General features: G+C 52.3%; 12 protein-coding genes. 6 read left to right on the top strand and 6 right to left on the bottom strand.

The window, feature by feature from the left end:
* Positions 1-274: 274 nt before the first annotated feature.
* A complete protein-coding gene (gene malP, locus PO881_RS22140; protein WP_280173019.1) occupies positions 275-2668 on the top strand; it encodes a maltodextrin phosphorylase in 2394 nt (797 codons plus the stop codon).
* Positions 2665-4710, top strand: a complete 2046-nt coding sequence (malQ, locus tag PO881_RS22135) for a 4-alpha-glucanotransferase (protein ID WP_280173018.1) — start codon at positions 2665-2667, stop codon at positions 4708-4710. The genes malP and malQ overlap by 4 nt, the downstream gene beginning before the upstream one ends.
* A 193-nt stretch (positions 4711-4903) precedes the next feature.
* Here the strand turns inward: malQ and malM are convergent, their stop codons facing one another.
* The 3 genes from malM to malK form a co-directional block, all read right to left on the bottom strand.
* Positions 4904-5827 carry a maltose operon protein MalM gene (gene malM, locus PO881_RS22130; protein ID WP_192414501.1) on the bottom strand — a complete coding sequence of 308 codons (924 nt, stop codon included), beginning with the start codon at positions 5825-5827 and terminating at the stop codon, positions 4904-4906.
* 96 nt (positions 5828-5923) lie between these two features.
* Entirely contained in the window at positions 5924-7225 is a 1302-nt protein-coding gene (locus PO881_RS22125; RefSeq protein ID WP_192414503.1) for a maltoporin, read from the bottom strand.
* Between the two features lie 41 nt (positions 7226-7266).
* Positions 7267-8376 (bottom strand): maltose/maltodextrin ABC transporter ATP-binding protein MalK, encoded by a 1110-nt coding sequence (gene malK / locus PO881_RS22120; RefSeq protein ID WP_101761287.1) that lies wholly within the window; start codon positions 8374-8376, stop codon positions 7267-7269.
* A 363-nt stretch (positions 8377-8739) separates the two neighbouring features.
* On the opposite strand from malK, the gene malE reads away from it, so the two are divergent.
* The 4 genes from malE (at position 8740) to PO881_RS22100 (ending at position 14771) form a co-directional block, all read left to right on the top strand.
* Positions 8740-9930 carry a maltose/maltodextrin ABC transporter substrate-binding protein MalE gene (gene malE / locus PO881_RS22115; protein WP_280173016.1) on the top strand — a complete coding sequence of 397 codons (1191 nt, stop codon included), beginning with the start codon at positions 8740-8742 and terminating at the stop codon, positions 9928-9930.
* A gap of 60 nt (positions 9931-9990) precedes the next feature.
* Positions 9991-11511, top strand: coding sequence for a maltose ABC transporter permease MalF (malF, locus tag PO881_RS22110; RefSeq protein WP_280173015.1), 1521 nt, complete (start codon positions 9991-9993; stop codon positions 11509-11511).
* A gap of 9 nt (positions 11512-11520) precedes the next feature.
* On the top strand, positions 11521-12411 hold the full coding sequence (gene malG, locus PO881_RS22105) for a maltose ABC transporter permease MalG (RefSeq protein ID WP_008110659.1): 891 nt from the start codon (positions 11521-11523) through the stop codon (positions 12409-12411).
* A gap of 410 nt (positions 12412-12821) precedes the next feature.
* A complete protein-coding gene (locus tag PO881_RS22100; RefSeq protein ID WP_280173014.1) occupies positions 12822-14771 on the top strand; it encodes a hypothetical protein in 1950 nt (649 codons plus the stop codon).
* 433 nt (positions 14772-15204) lie between these two features.
* Here PO881_RS22100 and PO881_RS22095 read toward each other — a convergent pair whose 3' ends face one another.
* The 3 genes from PO881_RS22095 to PO881_RS22085 form a co-directional block, all read right to left on the bottom strand.
* Positions 15205-15723 carry an O-acetyl-ADP-ribose deacetylase gene (locus PO881_RS22095; protein ID WP_280173306.1) on the bottom strand — a complete coding sequence of 173 codons (519 nt, stop codon included), beginning with the start codon at positions 15721-15723 and terminating at the stop codon, positions 15205-15207.
* A 39-nt stretch (positions 15724-15762) separates the two neighbouring features.
* Positions 15763-16242 (bottom strand): type VI secretion system tube protein TssD, encoded by a 480-nt coding sequence (tssD, locus tag PO881_RS22090; RefSeq protein WP_280173013.1) that lies wholly within the window; start codon positions 16240-16242, stop codon positions 15763-15765.
* A 197-nt stretch (positions 16243-16439) separates the two neighbouring features.
* Positions 16440-17138: a hypothetical protein gene (locus PO881_RS22085; RefSeq protein ID WP_280173012.1), complete on the bottom strand. Its 699-nt coding sequence runs from the start codon at positions 17136-17138 to the stop codon at positions 16440-16442.
* Positions 17139-17294: the final 156 nt, after the last annotated feature.

The following is a 17294-nucleotide window of genomic DNA, read 5'->3' as shown; positions in this document are numbered from 1 at the left end:
CGGTAAACGCTTCTCCCTAAACGTGGCGCATCATTATTTTACGCTTCGTAATTAATAGTCACATACGTTCAGATATTCGTTTACCTAATGCAAGCTAACCCATTAAGCAGTCTTAACAAAAGCGACGGTTATCACATTCCTATCACACTTTAAGATTTCCCTCAGCCTCTCCTCCCCGCTCATCCTCCCCGCTGAATTTGGTGCAGGAGGAGGAGCGCGTCATGGCTGACGCGCAGAATGAAGCACATTCACCTCCGCCCTGACAGGACTGATTATGAAATTTGATCGCACCCGTTTTAAACACGCGCTAACCCGACAATGGCAACGTTTTAGTCTGCACGATGCACAAGAGATGACGCCAAACCAATGGTGGCAGGCGCTGAGTGGCGCACTGGCCGACATGCTGGCGGAGATGCCTGCGCCGCCTGCGGCCACGCCGCAGCGTCACGTTAACTACATCTCGATGGAGTTTTTGATTGGTCGTCTCACCGGCAACAATCTGCTCAACCTTGGCTGGTATGACGAGGTGAACGAGGCGCTGGCCGAGTGGAATATCACGCTGAGCGACGTGGAAGCGTGTGAAACCGATCCGGCGCTGGGCAACGGCGGTTTGGGCCGGCTCGCCGCCTGTTTTCTCGATTCGATGGCAACCGTGGGACAACCCGCCACCGGCTACGGACTCAATTATCAGTACGGCCTGTTCCGCCAGCACTTTGTTGATGGCGCGCAGCAGGAGATGCCGGATGACTGGCAGCGCGACAGCTATCCGTGGTTTAACCATAACGCGGCGTTAACTGTGCCGGTGCATCTCGGCGGCAAAGTCATCACGCACAATGGCGTTGCGCGCTGGGAGCCGGCGGTGCAAATTCTCGGCGAAGCCTGGGATCTGCCGGTGGTCGGTTATCAGAATGGCGTCACTCAGCCGCTGCGCTTGTGGCAGGCGAAACATGCGCAGCCGTTTAATTTGCAGCGCTTCAATAACGGGGATTTTCTGCGCGCCGAGCAGCCGGGCATTGAAGCTGAAAAACTCACTAAAGTGCTCTACCCCAACGACAATCACGACAACGGCAAAAAGCTGCGCCTGATGCAGCAGTATTTCCAGTGCGCTTGCTCGCTGGCGGATATTCTGCGCCGTCATCAGCGCGCCGGTCGTAGCATTGCCAGCTTGCCAGATTATGAGGTGATTCAACTCAACGATACCCATCCCACGCTGGCGATCCCCGAGCTGATGCGCCTGCTGTTGGATGAACACGCGCTGAGCTGGGACGAGGCGTGGCACATTACCCAGCGCACCTTTGCGTACACCAATCACACCTTGATGCCTGAAGCGCTGGAGTGCTGGGATGTGCGCATGGTGCGCGCCCTGCTGCCGCGCCATATGCTGATCGTTAACCAACTCAATGCCCAATTGAAAAAGCAGGTTGAAGCGCACTGGCCGGGCGACGAAGCGACCTGGGCGAAACTGGCGCTGGTTCACAATAACCAACTGCGCATGGCCAATCTCTGCGTCACCAGCGGCTTTGCGGTGAACGGTGTGGCGGCGCTGCACTCGCAGCTTGTGGTAAAAGATCTGTTCCCGGAATATCACGCGCTGTGGCCGGAAAAATTTCACAACGTCACCAACGGCATCACGCCGCGCCGCTGGATTAATCAGTGCAATCCGGCGCTGGCGGCGTTGATAAGCCAAACCCTCGATCAGCCGTGGCTCACCGATCTCGATCAGCTGAAAGCGTTAGAAACTTACGCCGATCACGCCGCATTCCAGGCGCAGTATCGCGCCATCAAGCAGCAGAACAAGGTTGCGCTGACGCAATGGATCGCAGAACGCACCGGCATCCAGGTGAATCCTGAGGCGATGTTTGATGTACAGATCAAGCGCCTGCACGAGTACAAGCGTCAGCATCTGGCGTTGCTGCACATTATCGCGCTGTGGCAAACGCTGGTGAGCGATCCGCAGGCCAACCTGACGCCGCGCGTGGTGCTGTTTGGTGCCAAGGCCGCGCCGGGTTACGTGCTGGCCAAAAACATCATCTATGCAATCAACAAAGTGGCGGCCACCATCAACAACGATCCGCGCATTGGCGATCGCCTGAAAGTGGTGTTTGTGCCTGATTACAACGTTACGGTTGCCGAGCGGCTGATCCCGGCGGCGGATCTCTCCGAGCAGATTTCTACCGCTGGCAAAGAGGCATCCGGCACCGGCAACATGAAGCTGGCGCTGAACGGCGCCTTAACCATCGGCACGCTGGATGGCGCCAATGTGGAGATCGCTGAGCAGGTTGGGCGCGACAATATCTTTATCTTTGGTCATACCGTTGATCAGGTCAGCGCGCTGCAAGCAGAAGGTTACTCGCCTGACGCGTGGCGCAAAAAAGATGCGCAGCTGGATCGGGTATTGAAAGCGTTAGAAGACGGCACCTTCAGCGACGGCGACGTCACCGCGTTCGAGCCGCTGCTGCAAAGCCTGAGCGCCAAAGGCGGCGATCCTTATCTGGTGCTGGCCGATTTTCGTCACTACCTCAACGCGCAGGCGCAGGCAGAAACCTTGTGGGCCGATCAGCATGGCTGGACGCGCGCCGCGATTCTCAACACCGCGCGCTGCGGCATGTTCAGCGCCGATCGCGCCATCCGCGACTATCAGCAACGCATCTGGCAGGCCGCGCGATGAACAGCACCATGACGCCAACCGCCGAAATCGCCAGCGAATACATTGACGCGCACGGCCAGCTGCAATCGGTTTCTGCCGTTACCCGCCAGCGTTTGCTGGCGGCGATGCATCCCGCGCAACCGCACGCTTCGCCGCTGCCGCCGGTACTGATCGTGCAGGAAGAACACGCGGAGATTGTGCTGCCTGCGCCCGGCATAACAGGCGAATGGCAGCTGATCGCGGAACAGGGCGAACGCTGGCAAGGTCGCGCAATCGCCAACCAGCCGATCGTTTTGCCTGCGCTGCCTTTGGGTTATCACCAGCTCAGTTTCACTGCGCAGCAGCAGGCATTTCACTGTCGGATTATTGTCGCGCCCGTGCGCTGTTACGAGCCGCCAGCCATCCAGCAAGGGCAATCGCTGTGGGGCGCCTGCATTCAACTGTATACGTTGCGGTCGGCGTCCAACTGGGGAATCGGCGATTTCAGCGACTTAAAGCAGATGCTGGTTGAGGTCGCGCAGCGCGGTGGTGCCTGTATTGGGCTGAACCCGCTGCATGCGCTGTTCCCGGCAACGCCGGAAAGCGCCAGCCCTTACAGCCCTTCGTCGCGACGCTGGCTCAACATGCTGTATATCGATGTCGCCGCCGTTGAGGATTTTACGCTGAGTGAAGAAGCGCAACGCTGGTGGCAGGCGGCCAGCACACAGCAGGCGTTACAGGCGGCGCGGGACGCTGAGTGGGTCGATTACTCAGCGGTTACTGACCTCAAGCTGGAGGCGCTGCGTTTCGCCTGGCAGCAGTTCAGGCAGCGCGGTGGGGATGATGGCCTGGTTGTCGCCTTTGAAAGCTTTATGCAGCAAGGCGGTGAAAGTCTGCTGCATCAGGGCGTGTTTGATGCGCTGCACGCTGCGCAGATCGCCGAAGATCCTCAGCGCTACAACTGGACAACCTGGCCTGCGGCGTTGCAGTCGCCCGAGAGCGCAGCGGTGCGGGCATTCCGCATCGAACACACCTATGACGTGCGCTTTTATCTGTGGCTGCAATGGCTGGCCGCGCGCCAGTTTGCTGATTGCTGGGCGGTGTGCCAGCAGCAGGCGATGCCGATTGGCTTATACCGCGATTTGGCCGTGGGCGTGGCGCAGGGCGGCGCGGAAACCTGGAGCGATCGCGAGCTTTACTGCTTGCAGGCCAGCGTCGGCGCGCCGCCGGATATCCTCGGCCCGCTGGGCCAGAACTGGGGATTGCCGCCGATGGATCCGCAGATTATGCAGGCGCGCGCCTACCAGCCGTGGATTGATCTGCTGCGCGCCAACATGCACGACTGCGGCGCGCTGCGCATTGATCACGTAATGGCGCTGCTGCGACTGTGGTGGATCCCGCAGGACGAAAGCGCGGCGGAAGGCGCGTATGTGCATTATCCCATCGACGATCTGCTGGCGATTCTGGCGCTGGAGAGTCAGCGTCATCACTGCATGGTGATTGGTGAGGATTTGGGTACGGTGCCGGAGAAGATCATCGGCAAGCTCTACCACGCGGGCGTTTACTCTTACAAAGTGCTCTATTTTGAGCAGACGTCCAAAGTGGCATTTCGCGCGCCCGCCCGCTGGCCGCGTCAGGCGATGGCGGTCGCTACTACCCACGATATGCCGACCCTGCGCGGCTGGTGGCAAAGCGACGATTTACGGCTGGGCAGCGAGTTGGGGCTTTATCCTGATAAGCAAATTCTTGCCGGGCTGAATAAGTCACGCTTAGCCGCGCGCCGCGCCCTGATTAGGAGCCTGCAACGCAGCAATTGCTTGCCCGAACAGGCCGAACCGCAGGTGATGGATCGCGCGTTAAGTGCGGCGATGCAGCGTTATCTGGCCGACAGCAATAGCGCGCTGCTGGGCCTGCAACCCGAAGAGTGGCTGGATATGGCTTCCCCGGTGAATATTCCCGGCACCACCCGCCAATATCCCAACTGGCGCCGCAAACTCAGCGCTTCGCTGGAGGCGATGTTTAACGACCCGCAGATCAATGCGTTGTTGGCGGATATCGATCAACGCCGGCGGAAAGTGAAATAATTCACAGCGGTCGCCATGGAAGGCGATCTTAAAAACGCACACATCCGTAGCGGCGCGATTCATCGCGTTGTTTTGACTTTCGTGCTCCGACACAGCATTGCGCAATAAATTGCGCCGCTACGAACTTTGGCTCCCAATAAAAAAGGTGCGCCGAAGCGCACCAGATGGGACAAATCAGCACTGCCGGGGCGGATTACCCCTTGCCTTTAACACTGCTGATAAACACCTGTCTGGCCGACGTGGAGCCTAAACGCTCGGCCTCGTCCAGCAGCTTCAACGCCTTATCGATATTGCCCTTCTCAACCGCCTCGCGGATGTTCTGATTAAAGTAACCTTCGGTATCCGTCATGATCGGTTTAGGTTTTGCATCCGAAACCGGGGCAGCACGATAAGTCGCCGGCGCAACCGGCTGCGTATTGCCCACCGTTACCGGCGCAGGACTCGATGATCCAAACAGCGGTCCAACCAAAATGGATGAACCTGAGCTAGTTTTCACTTTCAGTTTCAACGTGCCATCGCGGCTGTGCTGCGCAATCGGATCGGGGATATCCGGCACCGCATTGCCGGTACCGCGGGCGTAGGCTTTCGCCGGATCCAATAACGTGGTGGTTTCGGTCAAATCCTTCTCGGTGGTAAACACCAGCAAGTAGATCTTTTGCTGACCCAGCGCAGGCGTCAGTTTCATCACGCCTTCCAGCCGATCCGCCGCCATCACGCCCGGCTGCTGGTAGGTGAAAAAGCGCGCCGGGAACCAGGCCGCCGGACGCATGTTCTCATCCAGCACCAGCACATTCGGTGCGAACACCTGATTTTGTTTCACTTCACTGCTCAGCGTAATGGTGAGTTCACCGATATTGGCTGGCAAGCTGTAGGCCGCCACCGAACCCGTCACGCCCGCTGCATTCAGGTTGCTGTGGCTCTCGCTCAGCGTAGTGACCTGCGTGCGGGAGGTATCGACCGGCAGCCAGCTCAGCGTTTGCAGGCTGGCGGCGGGGAATGTGGGCGCGGCAGAGAGATCCTGTGGCACCAGATTGACATCCGCGAGCGCCGGTAAACTTTGGCCGACCAGCAGCGCGGCGCTCAGGCAGAGCGCAAAAACCGTTTTTTTCATTCTCATTGTATAACCTCAAAAACTGTCAGGCGGCGGCGCGAACCAGGCAATGGCGCGCCGCGCCGAAAAGAGATCGTCTCAGTTAAGCCACATGCGGGAGCATTACCACCAAATCTCCATCTGCGCCCCGAATGTCACCTCATCGTCGTTGCCACGGCTGTTGGTCAGAATGCCGTTGCCGCTGCTGTCGTTAGAAGCAAAGGAGGTCAAATCACCTGAGCTGTCTTTGCTGTAGCCCCATTTCTCATCCCACTTGGCGTAGGTTGCGAACAGACGCAGTGCCGGACGCGACCAGATGCTTTCGCCCGCCTGCCACTGTTGCGCCAGCGTCACTTTGTACTGGCCGTTGCGCTCGTTCACCTGCTGCGACTTCACGTTGTCATAGCCCACTTCAAGCAGCGTGCTCATGATTGGCGTCCATTTGTACATTGGGCGCACGCCCACGGTGTACCACTCGGTGCCACGGTTGTTATCGAGATCGGTGTTCTGGTACATGGCGACGTACATCAGATCCCAGCGGTCGGCGAGGCTAATTGCACCGTGATCGAGTACGCGATACATGCTGCCGCTGTTGTTGATGTTGGTGCCCTGCGGCAGCCCTTTACCCTGTGAAGTCAACGCATCGGTGGCGTACTGCAGCACGAATTTGTTGTAGCCCTTCAGCATGCTCTGCGTGTGTTCGGCGGTGAACATCCAGCCATCTTTGGAGGCGTTATCTTCCAGGCGATAACCGTCACGCGCGTTGGCGCGGCCATAATCGACGCCCAGCTCCAGCACGCCGTTCGGGTTGGTTTCAAGACCTGCGAGGCGCACATCAAACACGTCGTTGGCGGTGCTGGTGGCGTAATCACGGATCTGATCGCTAGAGAAGGTGTAAGAACCGCCCGCTTCGGAGGAGCGCGTGGCGGCAAAGGAGAGTTTGCCGAAGCCGAGATCGACATCTTCCAGACCGGCACCAGGACCGGAAATATCCCAGTAGTAGAAGTCGATCATATGCACGTCATGACGCTGGTAGAAACGCTTACCGGCCCAGATGGTGGAACCCGGCAGCGCGTCGATCAGGTTTTTGCCCTTGACGTTGGCTTCGCGGAACGCGGGCGAGGTCGCTTCCCAGTCATTCTGCTGAGAAACCGAATAGGCGACGTTGGTATCGAAGTAGAAGCTCTTATCGCCCTCTTTCCACACTTCCTGGCCCAGCTTCAGCTCAGCGTAGGTTTCACATTCGTTGCCCAGACGGTATTTACTTTGAGCGCCGGTGGCCTGAAAACATTGCTGTTCCCCGCCGCTGCCGGTCCAGCCGATGCCGGAACGAGCATAGCCGGTAAAATCGACTGCCATCGACGGGGCAGCGAGCGTGCCTGCCGCGATAGCAACCGCGATAGGGAGTTTGCGCAGAGTTAACATTTTCTATCTCCTGAGGTCATTGCTTTTATTGTTTTGCAGGGCTAAACACCGGGTTCCTGATGTAGCCGGCGACAGGCGCTGCCATCTTCACGGAAAAGATGGCAACGCTCTGGCGGCAGGCCGATGCCCATCAGGGCGCCCTCTTCTACCAGCACGACGTCCTCCTGGCGATAAACCAGGCTTTGACGAATGGCGGGAATCTGGATGTGAATTTGCGTTTCGTGTCCCAGCTGCTCCACCACCGTCACCTCGCCTTCGAGGGTGACGTCAGCGATATCGCTGGAGAGCAGATGTTCGGGACGAATGCCTAACGACATGTTGCTGCCCACCTGCACACCCGCGCTGTCGACCGGCAGCCACACCAGCTGGGTATTGGGTAAACGCACCTGAACCTGATCGATGGCGGTGGCGGTGACTTTTACCGGTAAGAAATTCATGCGCGGTGAGCCAATAAAACCGGCGACGAAACGATTGGCGGGATAGTGATACAGCTCGAGCGGCTTGCCGACCTGGGCAACGTGGCCGCCATCCAGCACCACGATCTTATCGGCCAGCGTCATCGCTTCGGTCTGATCGTGGGTGACGTAAATCATGGTGCGCTTCAAACGCTTATGCAGGCGTGAGATCTCGATGCGCATCTGCACGCGCAACGCGGCATCGAGGTTGGAGAGCGGCTCATCGAGTAAAAACACCCGCGGTTCCGCCACCAGCGTACGGCCAATCGCTACGCGCTGACGCTGACCACCCGACAACGCTTTCGGACGGCGATCCAGCAGATGCGCCAGCTGCAGCACTTCCGCTACCTGATTGACCCGCTGCTGAATCTCCGCTTTGCGCGTGCCGGCCAACTTCAGGCCGAACGACATGTTCTCAGCCACCGAAAGGTGGGGATACAACGCGTAGGACTGAAACACCATGCCGATGCCGCGCTCGGCGGGCGGTACCTCATTCATGCGTTTGTCGCCAATAAACAGATCGCCGCTGGTGATGGTTTCCAGACCGGCAATCATGCGCAGCAGCGTCGATTTGCCGCAGCCTGAAGGTCCGACAAAAACCACGAACTCGCCTTCAGCGATCTCAAGGCTGATGTTTTTCGACACCTCGGTTTCGCCCCACACCTTGGAGACACTGCGCAACGTAACGCTCGACATGATGCTTTCCTCTCAGCTTGCTATTCCTTGTCCGCAAGTCGGCGGACAGACCCCGGCGACCACTATGGGCAAGGACATCAAGGCCGACATCCTCCACCGCACGGCGTCAGCGTGGGGGAGGAGACGGGAGGAGGAGATTGCGCAGACCCGTCTGATAAAACGCCGCAGGCAACCATTTTTGTGAGCTATGACGCAGAGCAGAGCGACGATTGTGTGCGCCAGCCCGTGATAACCGGGTGGTTTTGCAACGCAGATCACATCAGGTGATAAGCAGGCGTAGAGCCGGGGAGGATGAGAAGCGGCGGCAGATACTCACAATGTGGCAGGTAAAACGATTTCCGTTTTCGCTAACAGGATGGAGTTATGACAATGAAAACCGGTGCACGCATTCTTGCCCTTTCCGCCCTGACGGCCGTGCTGTTTTCAGCCTCTGCCGTTGCAAAGATTGAAGAGGGAAAGCTGGTCATCTGGATCAACGGCGACAAGGGCTACAACGGCCTGGCTGAAGTGGGTAAAAAGTTTGAGCAGGAGACCGGCATCAAAGTGACGGTGGAGCATCCGGACAAAATGGAAGAGAAGTATCCGCAGGTGGCCGCCACCGGCGACGGCCCGGACATCATCTTCTGGGCGCACGACCGCTTTGGCGGCTATGCGCAGTCAGGCTTGTTAGCGGAGATTTCGCCAGACGCGCGCTTCCAGGAGAAAATCTTCCCCTTCACCTGGGACGCGGTGCGCTTCAACGGCAAGCTGATCGGTTATCCGATTTCAGTTGAATCCTTGTCACTCATCTACAACAAAGATCTGCTGCCTGAGCCGCCAAAAAGCTGGGAAGAGATCGCCGCCATTGATAAGAAAATGCGCGCGCAGGGCAAGAGCGCCATGATGTTTAACCTGCAGGAGCCGTACTTCACCTGGCCGCTGCTAGCGGCGGGCGGCGCTTATGCCTTTAAGCTCAATGATGGCCGCTACGACGTAAAAGATACCGGCGTGGATAACGCGGGGGCCAAAGCGGGCATGAGCTTCCTGGTCGATCAGGTGAAGGCCAAAACGCTGAATGCCGATACCGATTACTCCATCGCCGAAGCCGCCTTTAACAAGGGGCAAACCGCCATGACCATTAACGGGCCGTGGGCGTGGAGCAACATCGATAAGAGCAAAATCAACTACGGCGTCACGCTGCTGCCCACGCTGCATGGCAAAAACTCCAAAACCTTCGTCGGCGTGCTGAGTGCCGGCATCAATGCCGCCAGCCCGAATAAAGAGCTGGCCAAAGAGTTCCTGGAAAATTACCTGCTGACCGACGCCGGTCTTGATGCGGTCAACAAAGACAAACCGCTCGGCGCGGTGGCGCTGAAATCGTTCCAGCAGACGCTGAAAAAAGATGAGCGCATTGCCGCCACCATGACCAACGCGCGCAACGGCGATATCATGCCAAACATTCCGCAGATGGCTGCCTTCTGGTACGCGATGCGCACCGCCACGCTGAATGCGCTGAGCGGACGTCAAAGCGTCGATGCGGCGCTGAAAGATGCGCAGGCACGACTCAACAAGTAATCCTCTCTACCAGAGCCGGCGCAATCCGGCTCGTTACTGGCTGTTAAGGAAAACCGCATCATGTCAGGAAAACCGAAAACAGCACGGTTCAGCGCCGTGCTGAAGGCTCTTTTTCTCGGTATCTGCTGTCTGCTGGTCGGCTATCTGCTCGTGCTGATGTATGCAAAAGGTGAATATCTGTTTGCGCTGATGACGCTGATTATCAGTGCCGTCGGCATCTGGATTTATGCCAATCGTCGCGCTTACGCCTGGCGCTATGTCTATCCCGGACTCGCCGGCATGGCGCTGTTCGTACTGTTTCCGCTCGCCTGTACCGTGGCGATTGCCTTTACCAACTACAGCAGCACCAACCAGCTGACGCTGGAACGTGCGCAACAGGTGTTGCTGAGCCGTCAGTATCAGGATGGTTCGGCGCTGAACTTCTCGCTGATCCCGGCGGGCGATCGCTGGCAGCTGGTGCTGACCGAAGCGGCCAACGGACAAACCTTCGTTTCACCTGCGTTTGCCTTTGGCGGAGCGCAAAAGCTGAAACTCGCCAGCGCCTCGCCACCGCCGGGTGAACGCGCCACGCTGCGCATCGTCACCACCAATCGCCAGGCGCTGAACCAGATTCAGGCCGAACTGCCGGATGGTCGTCTGGTGGTGATGAGCTCACTGCGTCAGTTCTCCGGTACGCGCCCGTTGTATGTACTGCAAGCCAACGGCGACCTGAAAAATCAGCAAAGCGGCGCACTATATCAGGCCAATCGTGAAAGCGGTTTCTATCAGAACAGCAGCGGCGAGGCGCTGAGTCCGGGCTTCACGGTGAATACCGGCTGGAAGAATTTCATTCGCGTGTTTACCGATGAAGGGATTCAAAAACCGTTTCTGGCGATCTTTGGCTGGACGCTGCTGTTTTCGTTTGTGACGGTAATTCTCACCGTGGCGGTCGGCATGGTGCTGGCTTGCTTAGTGCAGTGGGAAGCGCTGAAAGGCAAAGCGGTATATCGCGTGATGCTGATTTTGCCTTACGCCGTGCCTGCGTTTATCTCGATACTGATCTTCAAAGGCTTATTCAACCAGAGCTTCGGTGAGATCAACGTGATGCTGAAAGCCTTGTTTGGCTTCCAGCCCGCGTGGTTTAGCGATCCGACGCTGGCGCGCACCATGCTGGTCATCGTGAATACCTGGCTGGGTTATCCCTACATGATGATTCTCTGCATGGGGCTGCTGAAAGCGATTCCGGACGATCTTTATGAAGCTTCGGCGATGGACGGCGCCGGGCCGCTGCAGAACTTCTTCCTGATTACCCTGCCGCTGCTGTTGAAGCCGCTGATGCCGCTAATGATTGCCAGCTTCGCCTTTAACTTTAATAACTTTGTGCTGGTGCAGCTGCTAACCAACGGCGGACCGGATCGTATCGGCACTACCACGCCAGCGGGTTACACCGATTTGCTGGTCAATTACACCTGGCGCATTGCGTTTGAAGGTGGCGGCGGACAGGACTTTGGTCTGGCGGCGGCGATTGCCACGCTGATCTTCCTGCTGGTAGGCGCGCTGGCGGTGATCAATCTTAAAGCCGTGCGGATGAAATTCGATTAAGGAGGCGTTATGGCTATGGTGCAACCCAAATCGCAAAAGCTGCGTCTGTTGATGACGCATCTGCTGCTGCTGATGTTTATTGCGGGAATCCTGTTTCCGCTGCTGATGGTGTTCGCCATCTCACTGCGCGCCGGTAACTTCGCCACCGGCTCGCTGATCCCGGAGCAGATTTCCTGGGAACACTGGCAGCTGGCGTTAGGTTTCAGCGTGGAGCACGCCGATGGCCGCGTGACGCCGCCGCCCTTCCCGGTGCTGCTGTGGCTGTGGAACTCGGTGAAAATCGCCGCCATCAGCGCGATTGGTATTGTGGCGCTTTCCACCACCTGCGCGTATGCCTTTGCGCGCATGCGTTTTGCCGGGCGCGCCACGCTGCTTAAAGGCATGCTGATTTTCCAGATGTTCCCAGCCGTGCTGTCGCTGGTGGCGCTCTATGCGCTGTTTGATCGTCTGGGACAATATCTGCCGTTTATCGGCCTGAATACGCATGGCGGCGTGATCTTTGCCTATTTGGGAGGCATCGCCCTGCACGTCTGGACCATTAAAGGCTATTTCGAAACCATCGACGGTTCGCTGGAAGAAGCCGCCGCGCTGGATGGCGCCACACCGTGGCAGGCATTCCGGCTGGTGCTGCTGCCGCTTTCGGTGCCGATTCTGGCGGTGGTGTTTATTCTGGCGTTTATTGCTGCGGTTACTGAAGTGCCGGTCGCCTCACTGCTGCTGCGTGATGTGAACAGCTACACGCTGGCAGTCGGCATGCAGCAATATTTGAACCCGCAAAACTATCTGTGGGGCGACTTTGCCGCGGCGGCGGTGCTCTCTGCAATTCCGATTACGCTGGTGTTCCTGCTAGCCCAACGCTGGCTGGTCAGCGGCCTGACGGCTGGTGGCGTGAAAGGATAACCCGTTTATTATCCTCCTTCCTCAATGTTCACTGCAGTTGAGGGTTTTGGCGGCCTTAGGGCCGCTTTTTTTCGTATCGCTATTGCTATTAAAGAGATCTTTAATAAGAGGGATACTTATCAAAGGATTTTTGTATTATTAAGATTATTTGAAATCCTTACGTCTTTAAATGGCTGCAAAATGAACGATGGTGGACATGGTATAACTTAAGTGGCTTCTGAGAGCCCAATCCACGAGCATTGTAGAAAACGAAACATCGTAAATGATGAAATTTTAGTTTTTACATCATAATTATGTTAAATATAACGTTGTAATTTGGTTTATGTCAGAATCACTTCCTCCCTCTTCATTATGAACCAATCTATTAGTATACTTCGTGCAATTACGAATTTTTTACAATGGATGTTTAGATGATAACTCTTGAAAATGCAATTGAACTGGCTAAACCTTGGGCACTTCAACTCTTTAATGAAAAAATACTCCCATTTCTTATGAGAAAAGGAAGTGATTTATTCGAAAAAGAAAAAAATTTATATAAAGTTAAATGTCAATCTTTAGAGTTCTTATCTAAAACACGTGCTCAATGTTCGTTGGTTAACTCTTTAGCTTTCCCAAATGTTTTGAAAAAAGTTAGTGAAATCTATGAGCCCTTAACGCTATCTTCTTTAGATAGCCTTGACTCTCAAGATATTAAAGTACATAGAGGTGATTTCGTTATCAACGCATTTGATCACATATTAATAATAGATAATGCTGGAATGGGGAAATCAACTCTACTAAAAAAAATGGTTACAGATACAGTTGACTTCACTGATTATATACCTATCTATGTGGAGCTTAGAACATTAAAAGATGAGTCAATAAAAGATCAACTTTTAAGTATTATTGGACTATCAGGAAATAACCAAGAGCAAATTCTAACAAGTTTGCCATTTGCTTTTTTCTTCGATGGCATTGATGAAATTCCTTTTGATATAAAAAATAATGTCATTAGAAAAATTAGAGCATTCAGTGAAGAATTCATTCATTCTAAAATAATCATTACCTCTCGACCAGATCAGAGCCTTTTGGATTTGCATACATATAATAGATTCAAAATAAAACCTCTTGAGATTGAAGAGTCGTATAGTCTATTACGAATTTATGATTCTAATTCATCAGGATATAAAGGGGGGTTATCTTTATCTAAGAAATTAATTTCAGAGATAAAGGGAATGAGAGTTAAAGATCATGGTACTATTCTTGAATTTCTAACAACGCCTTTGTATGTTTCATTGTTATTCTGCTCATATAAATTCAAACCTGTGATCCCGAGAAGAAAAGATCTATTTTATAGCCAAGTCTTTGAAGCATTGTTTGAAACCCATGATCTAAGCAAGGAGATTGGTTATGTCAGAAGAAAACACTCGGGTTTAGATATTACAGAATTTAGCCTAATACTAAGACGATTAGCATTTTGGTGTCTTAAAAATAAAGGAGTCCTAGAATTTACGCGAAGTCAGCTTGAGAACGTTATCTCAGAGATTACAGATAAAATTACAGGTATAAAAGTAAAACCATTACAATTCATAAAGGATCTGATTTATTCGGTGCCTCTTTTTGTAAAAGAAGGCTCTTTGTATCGGTGGTCTCATAAATCATTGATGGAATACTTCTGTGCTGAGTTCATCTGTGTAGATATAAAAGATGGAAGAGATACTATTTTACTTAAAATGTATGAGAGCAATAGCCCTGAGCATTTCAAAAATATTATAGAGCTGTGTTCAGACTTAGACTTTTCAAGTTTCAGAAAAGTTATTCTTAATAAATGCCTCAATGATTACTTTATACATATGAATAGTATTAGTGGGGTCTGTCATCTCTCAGAAAATGATAAAAGCATATGGGCATGTATAACTTTTTTCTCGGATTTGAAATTAATGTTAACTCCATATTGCAATGCAAACTTAGGAGACTTTGATATTCACAATAAAGATACATTTACAGAAAACTCTTTCGAGCATAATTTCATTGGCTTTAGAGATTACATTACACACATTACATTCCCAATATCACTAAAGTCCACTGTTTTTGAAATATTTAGATGGAAATCACCCGAATCTTTCTTTAGTGAGACTGAATATTATAACCGCCGTGAGAACGATTTGATAAAATTACCGGAAAATACGGTAATTGAAGGCATTAAGGGCGGTGTAAAGGGATGTGATAACAATGCAATTCAAGATATTATCAGTGTGTTTTTACAGTTTAGGCATTCGCTGTTGGTTCCTGTTATACATAGCGCACACGCTCAGTCAACATTGGATTCAATCAGGTTCGATGCGTCAAATGGTGTGAACGACCTGCTCGCTGGATTTTAATGCGTTCGATAAAATAAAAATAATAGCAGAGCTCTTGTTTTCCGTCACATATAAATTTCGCACTCTATAGCACGAGATTATTTGTTATAATTGATAATCTCGTCTTTTCTTTCATTTATGCTTTTCAATTTCATAATAAAAAATATTTTTACTGTTAATTAAAGAGGTCAGAGCGGGTCAATTGATTCCATGATTCCATGATTCCATGATTCCATGATTACTTCGACGATAAAATAGCCATCAACCTTGTCTACCCTAATCCTAAATATTTCGCTGTTTTCGGTCGGATGTATATGAACTGACTCAGTGAATATTTGAACTGAAGATTGGCATATACCGTTTTGCCTAATGCTGCTCTGGCTGAAGAACTCACTTAAAGTCGCCGCCGCTAGCGCCTTTGGCCGCCTTTTCCCAAGATAAATTACGCATAACTTTATGGGGCCAGCATTTTTGAATAAAGGTTGTAATTCTCCTCATCAAAGCAGACCAAATTTACTTGCTCGATAATGGAATTCTCACGCAAACACTGTTCAATCACACCTAATGCGATCTCAGCCGCCAACTGTTTAGGAAACCTATATATGCCAGTACTGATATTTGGAAACGAAACGGTCTGAATGCCGTATTCTTCTACCAATTTAAAACAACTCAGATAGGCATTTTTCAACAGCGTTTCTTCATCATGTTGCCCGTCATGCCAGTGTGGGCCAACAGTGTGAATGACGTATTTTGCCGGTAAATCACCCGCCGTGGTGATCACTGCATTTCCGACTTTGCAGCCACCTTGTCGATTCCTGATTTGCTGACACTCAGCCAAAATCGCCGGCCCGCCCGCACGATGGATGGCGCCATCAACTCCGCCGCCGCCCAGCAGGGAGGTGTTGGCGGCATTCACAATGGCTTCCACTGGGACTTTGGTTATATCGTCTTTAAGCAATATTATTTTGTTCATGTATTTCTGATCCTCAGCGTCAGCAATCTTAGCCAAAAGCTAAGCAATCATCCTCTCATTCCATCCATCCTTAAACACAATGTTACCGTCCACGTATTTCCATGTGATCGTTTCATATCGTAGCTCAATATTTTCCAGATGCGTGCTGGTCTGGCCGTTTGGCAGCAGAGTCGGTGAAATGCTGGAGATTTTTACGTTTTCCAAGTGGATATTAAAATACTCAACCTCAATACCCGCTTCGTTAATTCGGTACATCTTGAGGGTCGCAGATTTCAGCGTTCGGCACTGACATAATGCTCGAAACAGCACCGGCGTTGTTCTATCAAACTCCTTTTGAACGGATATTGGAGCATGAATTCTTGTGGCCGTAAGCCTTCCGGTGTGCGGATCCACCGGGATGGTAATGTTGTGCATGACGGAGTTGAGCTCTATCGAACCGAGTCTGGTCGGCATCATGCACGAGCCCACAATCGGCGAACCGCTTTCATCTTCTAACCAGAGATGTGCTGGAGTTGACATATTTAATCCTTTAAATTAACGAAACTTATAAATAAAGAATGTCAGAGCGCATAAATAAAATATCCCTACACTCAACATTCCACTATCTGGATAATAAATTACCTTTAACACTCCAAATATTAAAGTAGTAATAACCGGGCCATAGATACATAGCAAAAACTTTCCTTCAGTTATTAACCACTGTTTTAAAAATCTCTTCATGTTCTCCCCATCAATTTCATTAAAACTTCAGCGATCTCATAATCTGATAGCCATTCATTTTTAAGGGCGCCTGCACGTATTAGTGAAGTTTCAACAAGGAAATACATCATTTCGAGCTCACGAACATATAATGCGTGATAATAAGGCGGATGCATTAACTGCAGGCGCTTCGCGCTGTCTGCTGCATCCTGAACTACACCATATATTCCCAAGCCACCGGCCACAACCCCAACGACTTGTCCAATGTTCCTTCCAATAGGTAGCGTAATGTTAAGTCCCGCTACGACCGCAAGAGTTGCGCCCAGACTAAACGAAGATGAAGTGAGTGTACTTGCAGCGATATGGATGTTAGCCCGCATAAGATGCATTTTTATTACTTCAAGCTGCCGGAAGTTTCTGTTTTGCAGTTGATAATCTAAGTATGTTTTTAGCAGTGAGAAAACAATATTTCGCTCTTTTACTAACTGCGCCACTCCCATCAGGAATCGATTATCCTCCAGCGCCTGTTTTTTACAAACATCATAATACTCATCAGTAAAGCACGATGCATAAAATGAAAGCCGGGTCGCCCCTTTATTGATCTTACTGACTTGATCCGAAACTGCATCAATAACGCCGGAAACGGCATTGTCGAGCTTTTCTGCCAGAATCCTTTGCGCCTGAAGCTGCCGTATGACCGCATCACTGTGGTACATATATATCCCTATAGTTAATCCTGTTAACCATGCAAACCATAGGGGAATAATAAAATTCAGTGAAGCGAAAATTTAGCCAGTTGTGATCCGTATTCATAAAAAAACCGCACTTACCAGTGCGGCTTACTCGTTTAACTAAAGAATTTTCTGAGAAAG

Origin of the sequence: Pantoea sp. SS70, assembly GCF_029866845.1 — a bacterium.
Lineage (GTDB): Bacteria > Pseudomonadota > Gammaproteobacteria > Enterobacterales > Enterobacteriaceae > Pantoea > Pantoea leporis.
The sequence above is the reverse complement of the archived record's forward strand: the minus strand, read 5'-3'. Positions and strand labels throughout refer to the sequence as shown.